Origin of the sequence: Clostridium sp. SY8519 (genome assembly GCF_000270305.1) — a bacterium.
Taxonomy (GTDB): domain Bacteria; phylum Bacillota; class Clostridia; order Lachnospirales; family Lachnospiraceae; genus SY8519.
In genome coordinates this window covers 131,970-146,189 of the sequence record NC_015737.1, presented here as the reverse complement: position 1 = coordinate 146,189, position 14,220 = coordinate 131,970, and the positions used below count along the sequence as shown (strand labels likewise).

The window sequence follows — 14,220 nt, the reverse complement described above, 5'->3', positions numbered from 1 at the left end:
CCGAAAACCTGCGCTCCGTTTATTTTTTTACGCAAATTTTGAAAAGGTACGTAAAATACAGGAGGGAGGAGAAATTGAAAATGATTTTCAAATGTGTTGACAGGCGGGGAAAACAGCTGTAAACTGAAAACAGTTTTCAAATTCATATTGCGAACATGGAGAGAGAACTATGGATACACGAACAAAATACAACACAAAGCAGCGGAAAATTGTAATCTCCTGCCTGAAAACATTGCCAGGTGTGCATGTGACGGCGGGAGATCTGTACCGAAAGCTGAAACAGGACGGTATTTCGATTGGACAGACAACCATCTACCGGCAGTTAGAAAATCTGGTGACCGAAGGCATTGTTAATAAGTACATTATTGACGAAAACAGTCCCGCCTGTTTTGTATACGAAGAGAGCAGCGGGCAGAAAGATACGGATCCGTGTTTTCACTGCAAATGTGAACAGTGTGGGAAGCTGATCCACCTTCATTGTGAGGAACTGGCAGGGATAGCGGTACATTTGTCTGATGCGCATCAATTTAAGATCAATCCGATGCGAACGGTTTTTTACGGCATATGTGAAGACTGTCAGAAGGCAGATTAGATAATGAGCGAAAGGGAATAAATGAGGAACTGCGGCATCTTTGGAAAGAAAAATAAAAAAAGAATTGCTGCGGGCATCATAGGATTCCTGTTGCTTTTTGCAGTACAGTTTTTTGCCTTTTATCTTGCGGCCGAAGCGAACCACAAATGCAGCGGGGATGACTGTCCGATCTGTACCTGTATGCAGCAGTGCGAACATTTCCTGCAGCAGACAGGTGCCGGAGCAGATGGTTCCGTATCGGTGATTCTGCCGGTCTTTGGAATCTTTCTCTGCGTGGTTTTCGTTTCGGCTGATATCGTTCAGGAAACCCCTGTTTCCCAAAAAGTACGTATGAATCATTAAAATGACTCCTGAGAATTATGTCGCATTTAGAGAGCAGAAACGGGTGCATCCGGTTCTGCTGATTTGCTATGCCTGCAGGAGGTCATTTTTATTATGAAAAAATATTTCTCTTTGCTGACCGTGCTGATTATTCTCGCAGTCAGCGTTCTTTCCGCATGCCATTTCAATGGCAGAAACAACCAAAACAGTCCGTCGGCTGACAGCAGCAGACCAATTCAAATCGTTACAACTATATTTCCGGAATATGACTGGGTGAAAAATATCCTTGGCAGCAATCCGGCGGATGCTGAGGTAACTTTGCTTCAGGATAATGGCGTGGATCTTCACAGCTATCAGCCCTCTGCAGAGGATATTGCCAAAATATCCAATTGTGATTTGTTTATTTATGTGGGCGGAGAATCCGATGCGTGGGTGAATGACGCGTTAAAGAAAGCCGGAAACAGGAACAGGAAGGTCATTAACCTTCTGGATGTCCTTGGCAGTACGGTAAAAGAAGAGGAAGTCGTGGAAGGGATGGAACCGGAAAAAGAGGAGGCATCTGAAAAAGAAGAGTCGTCCGAAAAAGAAGAAGAGCCGGAATATGATGAACATGTTTGGCTGTCACTGAAAAAGACAGAAAAGCTCTGCGGCGCGATCGGAACAGCGATGGAAGAAATTGATCCGGCGAATAAAAAAAGTTATGTTTCCAACACAGAGAAATACATCGCGCAGCTGAACGCTCTTGACAGCCGGTACCAGAAGACAGTAAACAGCGCGAAACGGAAAACAGTTCTGTTCGGAGACCGTTTTCCGTTCCGGTATCTGACAGATGACTACGGACTTTCTTACTATGCTGCCTTCGTCGGATGCTCCGCGGAAAGCGAGGCAAGCTTTCAAACGATATCCTTCCTTGCGAAAAAAACAGACCAGCGGAAGCTTCCCTGCGTTCTGACCATTGAGGGAAAACAGCATAAAATAGCGGAAACAATTGTCCGAAATACGAAAAAGAAAAACCAGTCAATCCTTTCCATGAATTCTATGCAGTCCGTAACCTCGGATGATGTAAAAAACGGGACCACTTATCTTTCTGTCATGGAAAAGAACCTTTCCGTGCTGAAACAGGCATTAAATTAAGGAGGGGCTGATGGTACAACTTATTGCGGAAAACCTCAGTGTCGGATATGACGGAAAGGCAGTTCTGCGGGATCTCAATTTTGAGATCCCGGCAGGTGATTACCTGTGCATCATCGGGGAAAACGGTTCCGGCAAGAGTACACTGATGAAGACACTTCTCGGACTTTTGCCTCCGGTCAGCGGAGAAATCCGTACTGACGGCAGCCTGGGGAAAAATGACATTGGATATCTGCCGCAGCAGACGCACATCCAGAAAGATTTTCCTGCATCTGTGGGAGAAATTGTTCTTTCCGGCTGTCAGGGACGCTGCGGTCAGAAATTTTTTTACGGCAGGAAGGAGAAGAAAGCTGCGGCAGAGAATATGGAACGTATGGGCATCAGGCGGCTGGAACATACCTGTTATCGGGTACTGTCAGGAGGGCAGCAGCAGCGGGTCCTGCTTGCAAGGGCACTGTGCGCCGCAGACAAGATGATCCTTCTTGATGAGCCGACAGCAGGACTTGATCCGAAAGCAGCTGCCAAAATGTATGATTTGATTGTAGAACTCAACAGGGAGGGCACGACGGTCATTATGGTTTCCCATGATATGGAAGCGTCAGCCCGGTTTGCAAAGCACATTCTTTCTGTGGGAAAAAAACTTTTTTACGGAACGAAACAGAAGTATCTGGAAAAGGAAGGGAATCGGAAGGGGAAAGGCGGTGATTGGGGATGTTAGGGCGCCTTTCTATGTATCTGGACTACCCGTTTGTCAGATATGCACTGGTGGTAGGGGTTCTGATTGCGCTGTGCGCCTCCCTGCTCGGAGTGACGCTTGTGCTGAGACGGTTTTCCTTTATCGGAGACGGTCTGTCACATGTCGCGTTCGGCGCGCTGGCCATTGCCTCTGTAATGAATCTGACGAATCGGCTCGTGCTGATTCTGCCGGTAACCGTGTTCTGCGCGGTGCTGCTCTTAAAGACAGGGCAAAACACCAGAGTAAAAGGAGATGCGGCGATAGCGATGCTTTCCGTTGGCGCGCTGGCTTTCGGATATCTGCTGATGAATTTGTTCTCGGCATCCTCCAATCTGTCCGGGGATGTCTGCACGACCTTGTTCGGGTCCACATCGATTCTCACGCTTACAGCAGCGGATGTATGGCTGTGCATCGCGCTGGCAGTGGCGGTGCTTGTTATTTTCATTCTGTTTTATAATAAAATTTTCGCGGTTACATTTGATGAAAACTTTTCAAAAGCTGCAGGGGTGAAGACAGAAAGATATAACCTGTTAATTGCGGTTATAATCGCAGTGATCATTGTGCTGGCCATGAATCTGGTTGGTTCACTTTTGATTTCCGCGCTTGTTATTTTTCCTGCGCTGTCGGCGATGCGTCTGTTTGGAAATTTCAAAGCGGTGACAGTCTTTTCGGCAGCAATCTCCGTGTTCTGCGCGTTCAGCGGCATTCTGATCTCGATACTTGCGGGGACGCCGGTGGGATCGACCATAGTGGCTGTGGATGCAGCTGCTTTCGCGGTTTGCTGCGCGGCAGGAAAATGGAAGGGAGGAGGCGTCGGATGAAAAAAGCAAATGTAAGGCTTCTCCTCACTGTCTTGATCAGTGTATCACTTTTGGGCGGATGTAAAAACAGCGGCACAGGAAGCTTTACAGAAGACCAAAGTGCTGCCGGCAATAGTGCACAGGAAGAATACGCGCAGGAAAACAGCGTATCGCAGGGGAAAAAGGACGAACAGAACGCCTCCGCCTCCGGGAATTCAGATTCCAACGGGGCATCACAAAGAAAAAATGGGGAAGTAGACGTAGATCTGTCGGAACAATCGAGTACTGTGGTATATGCGGAAGTATACAGTATGATGGCAGCACCGGAAAATTATATCGGCAGGAAAATTCGGATAAAGGGAAAGTTTTCCGTATCCCATGATAAAAAGAAGAAATACTGCTTTGCCTGCATCGTTACGGATGCCACCGCATGCTGTGCCCAGGGAATTGCGTTTGAGCCGGCCGGTGACGGCAGATATCCGGATGATTATCCAAAAGCAGGAAAAGAAATCACGGTAACAGGAAGATTTGCAGTCGATCAGGAGGGGGATGTCACATACGGGATACTGAAAGACGCCAAAATTGAATGACGGATCCCCGGTCTGTATTGTGTGGACAGATTCGATATGATAGTATCGTAAGTAAATATTTTTTTACAGGAGTCAAATCATGAAACTGGCAATGGCACAGATGAGCAATGTGGGTACGCCGGAAAAAAATCTGAAAAAAAGCATCACCGCAATACAGACCGCCGCACAGGAAGGAGCAGATATGATTCTCTTTCCGGAAGTGCAGCTTACGGAGTTTTTCCCTCAGTATCCGGGCGGAGATGCTTCGGCGTACGGAATCTCGATGCATTCGGATACTGTGCAGACATTTCGTAAGGCATGCCGGGAACATAAGATCGCGGCAGTTCCGAATATTTATCTGAAAGAAAAGGGAAACTATTACGATGCCAGTCTTCTGATTGATCACAGGGGGGAACTCCTCGGCATTCAGAAGATGGTGCATATTGCCCAGGCGGAGCAGTTTTATGAGGCAGATTATTACGAACCGTCGGATACAGGGTTTCAGGTATTTGATACTGCATACGGGCGGATCGGCATTGTCGTCTGCTTTGACCGTCATTACCCGGAAAGTATCCGGACCGAAGCGCTCATGGGCGCGGACCTGATTCTGATTCCGACCGTAAATACCACAGCCGAACCACTGGAACTGTTTGCGTGGGAAATCCGCGTACAGGCGTTCCAGAACAGTGTCAACATTGCAATGTGCAACCGTGTGGGCAGAGAGGACCGCATGGAGTTTGCCGGAGAATCCATGGCAGCGGACGCATTCGGAAACTGTCTGATCCGTGCAGATAACCGGGAACAGATCGTTTATGTGGAAATTGACACGGAGCATACTGCGGCAGTCCGCGCGGACAGGCCCTATACCGGGCTGCGGCGACCGGAACTGTATTTATGACAGAAATCAGTTAGGAGCAAAACGTCTGATATTCCAGTTCGCGAACCAGTGATCTGGGGCGGCAATAGAATCAGAAACCAAGGGTCAGTATCGTGAGATACTGACTTTTTGTATTCTTGGTTTGCAGCGGACGCACATCCTGCGGTCAAATACATTCATAAGTAAGATCCTATCACCGAAGAAAAATAGATTTTTTGTGAGATTATACAAAAAAATAAAAAAATTAAAAAATAGATTTATAGAAACTGCGAAGGAAAGATCGGCATAAACCTGTTAAATTTTAACTGGAAAGCAGATAAAGTGAAAAATTTCAAGGAGGTATAGATGAACAGGGTATGTGAAATACTGGGAATTTCCAAGCCGATCATTCAGGGCCCGATGGCATGGACATCCATGGCGCCGCTGGCAGCGGCGGTTTCCAATGCAGGCGGTCTTGGTGTGCTGGGTGTGGGATTTGCGCCAAATGAAGTAATCCGCGAACAGGTGGAGCAGATGCGGAAACTGACAGACAGGCCATTCGGAATGAACACAATTATGATTCCGGAAAACCTGGAGCATATTACAAATCTGATCGGAGAAATCAAACCGCCGGTTATGTATGCGGATACAATTGCGGGACTGAATCCTGATCTGTGCAGAAAGTATTTTGATATCTGGCACAGCTTCGGCTGCAAAGTTGTTGTAAAAGCATCTTTTATTGATGATGCGAAAATTGCTGCGGAAGCAGGATGCGACATCATGATTGTAAAAGGCTGGGAAGGCGGCGGACATGTAACCTTTGAAGCCACTACTGTTTTGGTTCCTCAGGCTGTTGAACTGCTGGATATACCGGTGATTGCCAGCGGCGGAATTGCTGACGGCAGAGGATATGCAGCGGCGATTGCTATGGGGGCGGAAGGCATTGAAATGGGAACGGCATTTCTGTCCTGTCCGGAAACTCCGATTCATGAAAACGCGAAAAAAGCGGTTTTGGACGCAAAAGATATGTCCTCGGTGATTACCGGTTACTGTACTGGGGAACCCTGCCGGCAACTGAAAAACAGACTGTCAGATGAGATGACTGAAGTTGAAGCGAATAATACGAAGGATGCGGCTGCAGAAAAGTTAATTCCGATCGCTCAGAGTTCTCTGCTTAACGGCATGCAGAAAGGAGATATGGAAAACGGTGCGGTAATGGTTGGCCAGATTGTAGCTCTTTGTAATGAGGAGAAAACAGTGGAGCAAGTGATTGATGGTACGATTGCCCAGGCCAAAGAAATTCTTGCGCATATCAATGAGTATAAATTTAGCTGATAAATCGCCTGAAAAAACAGGGAGGAAATTATTTTATGGATCTTACAAAATATCAGGTACACAAAGTGCCGATCACCGAAGAAGATACGCAGAAAAGCTATTTTAAATATTATCTGGAAGATATGACGCCGCCATCTCCGGAAGCCTATCAGGCCATGCGCCAGATTCGTCCGGATCAGGCGCTGCCGTTTAAAGACCGCAACCGCCTGTTTGAACCTGGTTATATGGATGCAGAAGTCGGATTTACGATTCTGCCGGATGGAACCGGATATTTGGCAAATCTGACCAGAATGCCGGGCGTTACAGCCGAGATGTTTGACTGGTGGTTTGCATGGCACAGCCTGGATAACCTGCGTTATACACTCTGGAATCCGGATGATCATTATCAGGCGGAAAATATGAACAGGGTACACGCAATGGATGAATCTCTGAGTTACCGGGAAAGGCTCTGGAACTGTTCCCATGATATTATCGAGGATACCGGAATGGGGCCGGCACCGATCGTGATTAATTTCAAGTATCCGGGTGATATCGGTTTTGACGCTTCTAAAATCGGAACAGAGGCCTGTGCCACAATCGTATGTGGTTTGGGATACGGAAAAGGCCAGCCGCCATTCGCGATGCCGGATACCGTTATGTGTCATTTTGTGCGTGAAATCCCCGGAGGGATAGAACTTCGTTCCCGGTTCTGGATGGGGTGGACTTATAAAAATGGAAAAGATGTAAAAGCGCTCCCGGACGGCATCCGCATGCCGATTATGGGTCCCATGTCGCTTGCCATGCACAACGTAAAAGAATTTACAAATCTTGCTGCGCTTCTTCCGAGAATTTTTCCGGAAGAAAAGGATAATTTTTAAGGGAAACGATAAGTCAGTTACAGGAGGATAAAGATGATTGATACGAACCATAAAATAGAGTTCAATCCGGAATCGTGCATTGGATGTCAGATTTGTTATAAGGCCTGTTTTGTAGATGTTATTCGCTGGGATGAAGAAAAACGCCGGCCGGTGTTTCAGTATGTAGAAGACTGTGAGCATTGTGAATATTGTGAAGCGAAATGTCCGAAGGGATGCATCAGAGTTATCCCGGATTATTCGAGCCAGAGTTTTCGTCAGACATTTAACCGATACAGCAAGGGTTCAAGAGAGTTATGGGAGGATTGATTATGCAGAAACAGGAGATCAGGCAGGAAACGATTACTGCAGAGGTCCTCGTTGTCGGCGGCGGAATCGGCGGTTTAAGCGCTGCAGTAGCAATTAAGGAAGCAAATCCCAATGCGGATGTGCTGGTGGTAGAAAAACAGACGGCAGGATATGCGGGAAAGGCGAATAAAGGCGGCGGAGTGCTGCAGTATTTTGATCTGGAACATATCAAACCGGAAGATTTTGTGGCTTATCATGCGACAAGCGTCGGGTGTTTTCTGGGCGACCAGAAGAGAATGTATCAATATGTCTCAATGAATAATGAGATGCTTGACCGTTTGGAATCATGGGGAGTAAAGATTCCCAAAAAAAGAGTTCCGACCGGCCCCATGACTTATATGATAGGGGTTGATCTGGATATTACACTTCAGGTAAGGAAAACGGCTCAAAAGCTTGGTGTTCGTTTTATGGACAAAACCACTGTATCGGATCTTCTGGTTACAGATGGAAAAATCGCCGGAGCAGTCGGTTACAGCATTCTGGATGGAACGTTTTATGTATTTGAGAGCAAACTGGTGATTCTCGCAACAGGAAGTCAGAATTATCGGGTGGCAAGTATGTGGTCGAGTGGCCGGGGAGACGGAATCGCGGCCGCCTATCGTGCGGGCGCGCAGATGCGCAATCCGGAATTTGGCAATTTTTCTCAGCTGTTCCGTGTACGAAGCAATCGGGAATGTGTCTTTGGGGAAAATGTTATGTACGATGCGTACGGTCAGAATATTACTAAGAATTTTCGGCGTTTTCCGGAGGCGGATATCAGTTCTTCGGCAGTGGCAGAGTGGTATCGTACAATGGCCAGCGGCCGCGGACCGGTGTATCTTCATACAGAAGAGAGTGAAATGACCAGTAATGAGACGATGATGCTTCATCTGTGGGAACGCCCGTATGGACTTAAATTCTGGGAACTGGATTTTGAAAAGGCTTCCACCGTGGATAAAGATCAGGAAGTAGAGTGCGGTCTGGTGGGTGAGCAGTCACCGGTAAAAGTTGATGAAAATTATCTGACCACAATTGACGGAATGTATGCGATCGGCGATATCAGTTATGATGGCTCTTGTGCACCGGGAGCAGTTCCGGCACCTCCTGGAAGAAACCGGGGATCAGGAATTCTGAATGCGGTATTTGCAGCGCTTATCGCTGGCGGTCATGCGGCAAAAAATATCAGCACGCGAACACAGATGCCAATCGATCCGGAACAGGTGGAAAAATATAAGGAAGATGCTTACGCGCCGCTATTCCGTGAAAATGGAATCAATCCGAAGGAAGTGATTGGCAAAGTCCAGGATCTGGTCTGCCCGGCTGAAAATACAGTAATCATGAGTCAGAACCGTCTGGATGTGTGCATTCGGAAGATTGAAGAACTGAAAAAACTGATTCCGCAGATGAAAGCGTCAGATTTTCATTACCTGCTTACCTGTCATGAGGCAGAAGCAATGGTTCTGTCTGCGGAAATGCAGTTCAGATGCGCATCTATGAGAAAAGAGTCCAGAGGATGGTTTCTGCGTGAAGACTATCCTGAAATGGATAATCAGAACTGGCTGAAATGGATCACCTGCCGGAATCAAGACGGGGAAATGGTATTTGATACGGAAGATGTGCCGATTGCCGATTATCCGATTAAACCACCGGATATCGGATAAAACATATTTTGAGAGTAAAGAAAACAGGGTGTGTGTCCGCGGAAATCTGCGGATACGCACCCTGTTTGCAGGGTCAGGGGTTCTCATTGCGACGGATATAGCTGAGAATGTGGAAAGATATCAGCAGACGTTCCCGGACATCCGGATCGTCCAGGTTTAAGTGATACTGTTCTGACATCTGTTTCATATGATATATGACATTGTTCCGGTGCATATTCAGAAGCATTGCGGAATCGGTCATTTTTCGGTCATTTCGAAGATAAGTATACAGAATCCGCAGGGACTGACGGGACTTCGCAGTGTTTTGATGATACAGATCCAGAATGGCAGAATCACAGTAATCAAACAGAAGCTCCTGACGGGATTTTTTATAAAACAAGTTAGCCAGGAGGACATCTTCATAAAAATAATAGATATCCTCAGTTTGTTCTGCCATGGCCGCTGTCAGTTCCGCTGTGTGCTCTGTCTGTCGGTAGGCCATGGAGAACAGACTGATTTTGGAAAACACGCGGCTGATATACAGGGCAGGATGGCTGCGGCTGAGCTCTTTTAATAGAGGATCCATGATTTTTTTGATGTGTTCCCGGTATTGGCTCTTGTATTCTTCCGGTATCGGGTACAGCATGACAACGTTCTCCTGATAGGAAAAAATTCGGCAGTTAATCAGATTGGAACGAAGCATCTGAATATAATAATTTTCATTGGAGCGTGTCCGCAGACTGGAATGAAGATTCATTAAAACATAGTCAGCGTGGCTTTCCAGGTCATAAAGCTGGATGCGTTCCAGAATCGTATCTTCGGAAAGCCCCGGATTATCCAGCAGATCCATAAGAAAATAATCAGCAGCTGAGCGGTTCCGTTCAAAGGTGTAGTTTTTCTTCTCCATGAGACGCTGTACATAACCGCAGAAAATTTCAAATACTTCTTTGGTATATTCATAGGACATTTCAGCTATATCCAGCATGATACAGTAAATGGAGTCTTTTTTTTCAATGGGAAGAGCTTTTATAAAATCATTATGCTGACGGAATTCGTCGGATTTTCCTTCAGAACTTCCCTGCTTATTGACGTGCTGGAAAGAGCCTGTTTGCTCAAAATAGAGGATGGCGGATTTGTCCAGATAACCGCTTTTTACCGCGGTTTGATAGATCTGATCCTGCAGATGATCGTATTCTTTTGAATGGGCCAGCAGTTTTAATGCCGGATTATAGATCAAAACGGGTGCGTGCATAACTTTACTGCTCAGATCTATCAGAGTTTGCAGGCTGTCGTCTTCAAATACAGCAAAGTCCATTCGTTTTCCCCATTCTGAAAAGAAGTTCAGATATTCCATCATACTGTTAAAACAGACGGAAAGATCTTCCGGGGTATAGACACAGATGCCATTGGCAACTTCTTTCGACTCAGAGGTAAAGCAGAGCAAATGTATTGGCAGACGGCTGCAGTTTTCCAGTGCATGGGGATCGCCTGTAATGTAGAGAAATTCTTCCGAACACATGGAAGTGTCGGAAGGAAGCAATCGTATACCGGTGACTGCGTCACGGCTGCCAAGACCAATCAAAGCGGCATCTTTATGTTCTTTCATAAACAGTTCTAGCAGGATATTGATTGTGATCTGCATAACATCTGTCCTTTGCTGCGGGTAATATGTGCTGTGTATATTTTCGTTGTTTCTATTGTATCATAGAAGCCTGCAGAAGTGCTATGGAAGCAATGTACGCCTGCCGTCTGCCTGAGGTATAATACTGTTCATTATATGGAGGCGGGGCATTCGATCATTTTACAGCGCGTGAGTTATTTCTGTTTCGTACAGGATAAGCGGAAGAAGGTTTATTTCAGGCCAACCTGTGATTTGGAATAAACCTTGCCGTTTAAGAAGGTAATCATGCATGTGGAACCTGTGGCGCTTCCGTTCCAGGAATAGACGGTTGCCTTCTGACCGGCTACTTCGGCCGTGGAAGAGACCACTCCGTCCCCGCCCAGGATTTCTGCTGTCTTTTTGTAGGACATGCCTTCCTTTACTTTGTCATACTGCGCGGAGGTTACTTTGGCCTTGGAAGATTCCACCCCTACCTGTGTCTTGCTCATGACTTTGTTGTTCTGGAAGATGATGACAACGGTTCCGGAGGAACCGGTACGCCATTGATAGGCATTGGTTTTGGTGCCGTTCGTTTCAGAAGTGCTGATCAGCTTTCCCTTTTTGCCGATGATCTTAAGGACTTCTTTATAAGACATGCCGGTCTTTATTTTTTTGAAATTTTTCCCTGTGATTTCGGCGGTGGGGGTTGTGTCCTGTTTGCTGTCGGCTGCTGTTTTTGTCTGGGATTCTGTACCGGTACTGGTTTTGGCGTCTGATGTCCCCTTGGATTCTGTACCGGTGCTGGCTTTTGTGTCCGATCCACTCTTGGAGCCGGTGCCGGTGCCGGTACTGGCTGTGCTGCCGGATTCAGCTTTTGTACCGGTCTGGGATTCGGACTGTGTTGTTTTGGCTGAGGTATCCGATGATTTGGAAGCGGAACCGCAGGCCGGGAGCACTCCGGCTACTGCAGCGGACAACAGAATTGCGAGTAATTTCTTTTTCATACATCTTTTCCTTTCGTGTGCGTCATTTGTATATGCAGGCGCTGTACCATGACCGTTTCAGGATATGCGGAGCAAATCCGTGGAATATCAGGTGTTTTCATGATATCATATCTGTTTTCTGATTGGATGGAAAGCAGGCCTGCTTCCGGCGAAATACGAAAAGATGCAGTCACAGAAGATCCTCCCGGATGCATGAAAGACATGCGCTGTTCCGGGAGGATCTCAGTGATTTTATCAAGTGGATATCCATCAGGTGGATTTCCGAAGAAATGCGGCTGATTAATCCTTTGTATACTTCAGCCCTTTGAATTCGTGGATGCCGTAGGGATCCGGTCCGGCTTCGGTGCCGAATCGTCCGCCGTTTGTGGGATATCCGTAAATCGAGCCGTCTTTGATGGTCATCTCATCTTCCCAGGGCAGTTTGTATCTGCCGGCGGCAAGATCTTTGATATAGGTCAGGCCGCAGTCGGATTCACCGCCCGGGAGGGCAACATATCCTCTGTGGCCGAGGTTGTAGATGTTGTTTTCCAAGCCCCATTCTCTGCGCGCAGCATCTGCGTTTTCAGGAAAGATTTCCCCGGTGACGATTTCATATGGATTGCGCTGTCCCTGTACCAGTACCGTGCCGTCATAGTTGCAGATCTGCCCTTCGCCAAAGTAGTAGAAGACACCGTCATAGCCGGCCAGATTGACAGAAATGGTATACATCAGGTTCTGCCATGCATTGGACCGGTTGGTCAGGATCCACTGATCATTCACCTGTGTGCTGTAGCCGGAGATGCGGATATATACGTTGCAGCCTTTGTATGCGGCTTCTCTTGCAAGCTCTGGAATCATTCCGTCGTGGCAGATACATACGGCAAGCTTGGATCCGCCGGGGCCGTCACAGACCGGCATGCCCAGATCTCCCGGATACCATGGCTCGATGGGATTCCAGGGGAAGAGTTTTCGGTATTTCAGACAGATTTCACCGTTGGGATCAATGATAATCGCGGTGTTGTACGGGTTTTTATTCGGATCTGGGTTTCTTTCCATGATCGAGAATACACCGTAGACACCCTCTTCTTTGCAGGCTTTGCCGAAGGCCTCGGTCTCTTTTCCGGGAATATCGCAGAGAAATTCGTCGGTGAGCCATTTGGATGTATTCAGGCCCTGTGTGCTGTATTCGGGGAAAATAATAAGCTCCGCGCCGGGATATCCTGCCTTTGTCGCATGCAGTGTGCGGATAATTTCTTTTACCTGCCGGTCAATATCTGCCCGGCTGTTGATAATCGGAACCGGCATCTGAATTGCTGCTGCAAGAAATCCTTTGCTTGGCTTGTTGATACTTCCTATGCTGCCCATGAGAATACCTCCTTTTTTCGTAACTCACATCAGTTAACTAAATTATAGGATGGGAAGTCAGAGGCGGCAAGGTAAAATAGCAACAAAATAAGAGATAAAAACTATACAATTTAGATAAATGACAATAAGAGTCAGAAAATAAAAAAAGAAGTATTCGGGGAAAAGGAGCTTCCGGGAAACAGTAAGGACGGAAGCACGGCAGCTGCGTCATGCCTGTTTCTGCTTGTCGGCGCAGGAAAGTCGGAACCGGACGAAAATGATTTATTGATTGGAAAACATCTTGTTTTTTGCCGGATTTCACTTTATTCTCTTTTAATTGCACTTCATGCAGCAGAACAGAAATGTTTGTATCCCGTATCCTATTCAGAGGATTGACAGAGAGTACGACATCCCCCATGATGATTTGTGAAAACATTTTTTTGTAAAAATGGAGGATGATGAAAATGAAAAAGAAAATTTTTGCAGTCACTCTGTCAGCTGCACTGGCCGCTTCTGTTGCGGGGGGAACAGTGATGCCTGCGGCAGCAGCAACCAGAACCGTGTCCACGAAAGCGACGGCGTTTCGAAAGGCGCCTGCGGTAAAGACAGGGAAAAATAAGGTAAAGATCAGAAAAAGCGCTTCCTATGTTAAATTCAAAGCCAAAAAGACAAAGACCTATACCTTTACCTTCAGCAACGTGAACGCGTTACGGAAAGCAGACCGGGCGCGCAACAGCGTCAACGGATTTGTATATTTGGGACTGGACACCGGATATTCCACAGCGATGCCTCAGAAAGTTGCCACAAATTATGGAAAGATCTCTAATCTGCAGCTGGCTTCCGCCAATTTTTATAAAACCTGGAAGCGTTATCAGAAAAAGAAAAAACCCGAGAATTATTTGACCAAACGTTATGCCAAGATCAAATTGAAAAAGGGTCAGACCGTCTATATTTATCACTTCTTTGCCGGCGTAAAAGACAGCCAGGCCAGCTACAAGCTTACCATCAAATAAGCGTTTAAAATAAGCGCCGGACGTTCCGCAGCGTCTTGATGATTCAGACAGAACAGATCGCCTATCTTCTATAGAGAAAGGGCGGTCTGTTTTTTGTCGTTACACAGATTTCCAGCTGT

Annotated in this window: 14 protein-coding genes; 11 read left to right on the top strand and 3 right to left on the bottom strand. The window is 46.8% G+C overall.

Annotated features, from left to right (window positions below):
- The first annotated feature begins 169 nt into the window (after positions 1-169).
- The 10 genes from CXIVA_RS00750 to CXIVA_RS00700 all read left to right on the top strand — a co-directional run bounded on the left by CXIVA_RS00750 (position 170) and on the right by CXIVA_RS00700 (position 9,182).
- Positions 170-592: a transcriptional repressor gene (locus CXIVA_RS00750; RefSeq protein WP_013976099.1), complete on the top strand. Its 423-nt coding sequence runs from the start codon at positions 170-172 to the stop codon at positions 590-592.
- A 435-nt stretch (positions 593-1,027) separates the two neighbouring features.
- Complete coding sequence (locus tag CXIVA_RS00740) at positions 1,028-2,047, top strand: metal ABC transporter substrate-binding protein (protein WP_013976097.1); 1,020 nt, start codon at positions 1,028-1,030, stop codon at positions 2,045-2,047.
- A gap of 10 nt (positions 2,048-2,057) precedes the next feature.
- The gene (locus CXIVA_RS00735; protein ID WP_013976096.1) at positions 2,058-2,762 is read left to right on the top strand and encodes an ABC transporter ATP-binding protein; all 705 of its coding nucleotides are present in this window, start codon (positions 2,058-2,060) and stop codon (positions 2,760-2,762) included.
- Between the two features lie 11 nt (positions 2,763-2,773).
- The gene (locus CXIVA_RS00730; protein ID WP_242822902.1) at positions 2,774-3,601 is read left to right on the top strand and encodes a metal ABC transporter permease; all 828 of its coding nucleotides are present in this window, start codon (positions 2,774-2,776) and stop codon (positions 3,599-3,601) included.
- Positions 3,598-4,170, top strand: a complete 573-nt coding sequence (locus CXIVA_RS13205; RefSeq protein ID WP_013976094.1) for a hypothetical protein — start codon at positions 3,598-3,600, stop codon at positions 4,168-4,170. Before CXIVA_RS00730 ends, CXIVA_RS13205 begins: the two co-directional genes overlap by 4 nt.
- A gap of 79 nt (positions 4,171-4,249) precedes the next feature.
- Entirely contained in the window at positions 4,250-5,047 is a 798-nt protein-coding gene (locus CXIVA_RS00720; protein ID WP_013976093.1) for a carbon-nitrogen hydrolase family protein, read from the top strand.
- 324 nt (positions 5,048-5,371) lie between these two features.
- A complete protein-coding gene (locus tag CXIVA_RS00715) occupies positions 5,372-6,340 on the top strand; it encodes a nitronate monooxygenase (protein ID WP_013976092.1) in 969 nt (322 codons plus the stop codon).
- Between the two features lie 35 nt (positions 6,341-6,375).
- Positions 6,376-7,197, top strand: coding sequence for a hypothetical protein (locus CXIVA_RS00710; protein ID WP_013976091.1), 822 nt, complete (start codon positions 6,376-6,378; stop codon positions 7,195-7,197).
- A 33-nt stretch (positions 7,198-7,230) separates the two neighbouring features.
- Positions 7,231-7,503 carry a 4Fe-4S binding protein gene (locus tag CXIVA_RS00705; RefSeq protein ID WP_013976090.1) on the top strand — a complete coding sequence of 91 codons (273 nt, stop codon included), beginning with the start codon at positions 7,231-7,233 and terminating at the stop codon, positions 7,501-7,503.
- 2 nt (positions 7,504-7,505) lie between these two features.
- Complete coding sequence (locus CXIVA_RS00700) at positions 7,506-9,182, top strand: FAD-dependent oxidoreductase (protein ID WP_013976089.1); 1,677 nt, start codon at positions 7,506-7,508, stop codon at positions 9,180-9,182.
- Positions 9,183-9,255: 73 nt separating this feature from the next.
- Here the strand turns inward: CXIVA_RS00700 and CXIVA_RS00695 are convergent, their stop codons facing one another.
- The 3 genes from CXIVA_RS00695 to CXIVA_RS00680 form a co-directional block, all read right to left on the bottom strand.
- On the bottom strand, positions 9,256-10,803 hold the full coding sequence (locus CXIVA_RS00695; protein ID WP_013976088.1) for a helix-turn-helix domain-containing protein: 1,548 nt from the start codon (positions 10,801-10,803) through the stop codon (positions 9,256-9,258).
- A gap of 209 nt (positions 10,804-11,012) precedes the next feature.
- On the bottom strand, positions 11,013-11,765 hold the full coding sequence (locus CXIVA_RS00690; protein ID WP_013976087.1) for a DUF3862 domain-containing protein: 753 nt from the start codon (positions 11,763-11,765) through the stop codon (positions 11,013-11,015).
- 279 nt (positions 11,766-12,044) lie between these two features.
- On the bottom strand, positions 12,045-13,109 hold the full coding sequence (locus tag CXIVA_RS00680; RefSeq protein WP_013976085.1) for a formamidase: 1,065 nt from the start codon (positions 13,107-13,109) through the stop codon (positions 12,045-12,047).
- Positions 13,110-13,552: 443 nt separating this feature from the next.
- Here CXIVA_RS00680 and CXIVA_RS00675 point away from each other — a divergent pair, with 443 nt between their 5' ends.
- Positions 13,553-14,101, top strand: coding sequence for a hypothetical protein (locus tag CXIVA_RS00675; RefSeq protein ID WP_013976084.1), 549 nt, complete (start codon positions 13,553-13,555; stop codon positions 14,099-14,101).
- The last annotated feature ends 119 nt before the right edge of the window (positions 14,102-14,220 follow it).

Excerpts from the sequence above, each read along its gene's own strand:
- CXIVA_RS00690 (WP_013976087.1), bottom strand. The coding sequence starts at position 11,765 with ATGAAAAAGAAATTACTCGCAATTCTGTTGTCCGCTGCAGTAGCCGGA.
- CXIVA_RS00705 (WP_013976090.1), top strand. The coding sequence starts at position 7,231 with ATGATTGATACGAACCATAAAATAGAGTTCAATCCGGAATCGTGCATT.
- CXIVA_RS00700 (WP_013976089.1), top strand. The coding sequence starts at position 7,506 with ATGCAGAAACAGGAGATCAGGCAGGAAACGATTACTGCAGAGGTCCTC.
- CXIVA_RS00730 (WP_242822902.1), top strand. The coding sequence starts at position 2,774 with ATGTATCTGGACTACCCGTTTGTCAGATATGCACTGGTGGTAGGGGTT.
- CXIVA_RS00715 (WP_013976092.1), top strand. The coding sequence starts at position 5,372 with ATGAACAGGGTATGTGAAATACTGGGAATTTCCAAGCCGATCATTCAG.
- CXIVA_RS00710 (WP_013976091.1), top strand. The coding sequence starts at position 6,376 with ATGGATCTTACAAAATATCAGGTACACAAAGTGCCGATCACCGAAGAA.
- CXIVA_RS00750 (WP_013976099.1), top strand. The coding sequence starts at position 170 with ATGGATACACGAACAAAATACAACACAAAGCAGCGGAAAATTGTAATC.
- CXIVA_RS00735 (WP_013976096.1), top strand. The coding sequence starts at position 2,058 with ATGGTACAACTTATTGCGGAAAACCTCAGTGTCGGATATGACGGAAAG.
- CXIVA_RS13205 (WP_013976094.1), top strand. The coding sequence starts at position 3,598 with ATGAAAAAAGCAAATGTAAGGCTTCTCCTCACTGTCTTGATCAGTGTA.
- CXIVA_RS00740 (WP_013976097.1), top strand. The coding sequence starts at position 1,028 with ATGAAAAAATATTTCTCTTTGCTGACCGTGCTGATTATTCTCGCAGTC.
- CXIVA_RS00680 (WP_013976085.1), bottom strand. The coding sequence starts at position 13,109 with ATGGGCAGCATAGGAAGTATCAACAAGCCAAGCAAAGGATTTCTTGCA.
- CXIVA_RS00720 (WP_013976093.1), top strand. The coding sequence starts at position 4,250 with ATGAAACTGGCAATGGCACAGATGAGCAATGTGGGTACGCCGGAAAAA.
- CXIVA_RS00695 (WP_013976088.1), bottom strand. The coding sequence starts at position 10,803 with ATGCAGATCACAATCAATATCCTGCTAGAACTGTTTATGAAAGAACAT.
- CXIVA_RS00675 (WP_013976084.1), top strand. The coding sequence starts at position 13,553 with ATGAAAAAGAAAATTTTTGCAGTCACTCTGTCAGCTGCACTGGCCGCT.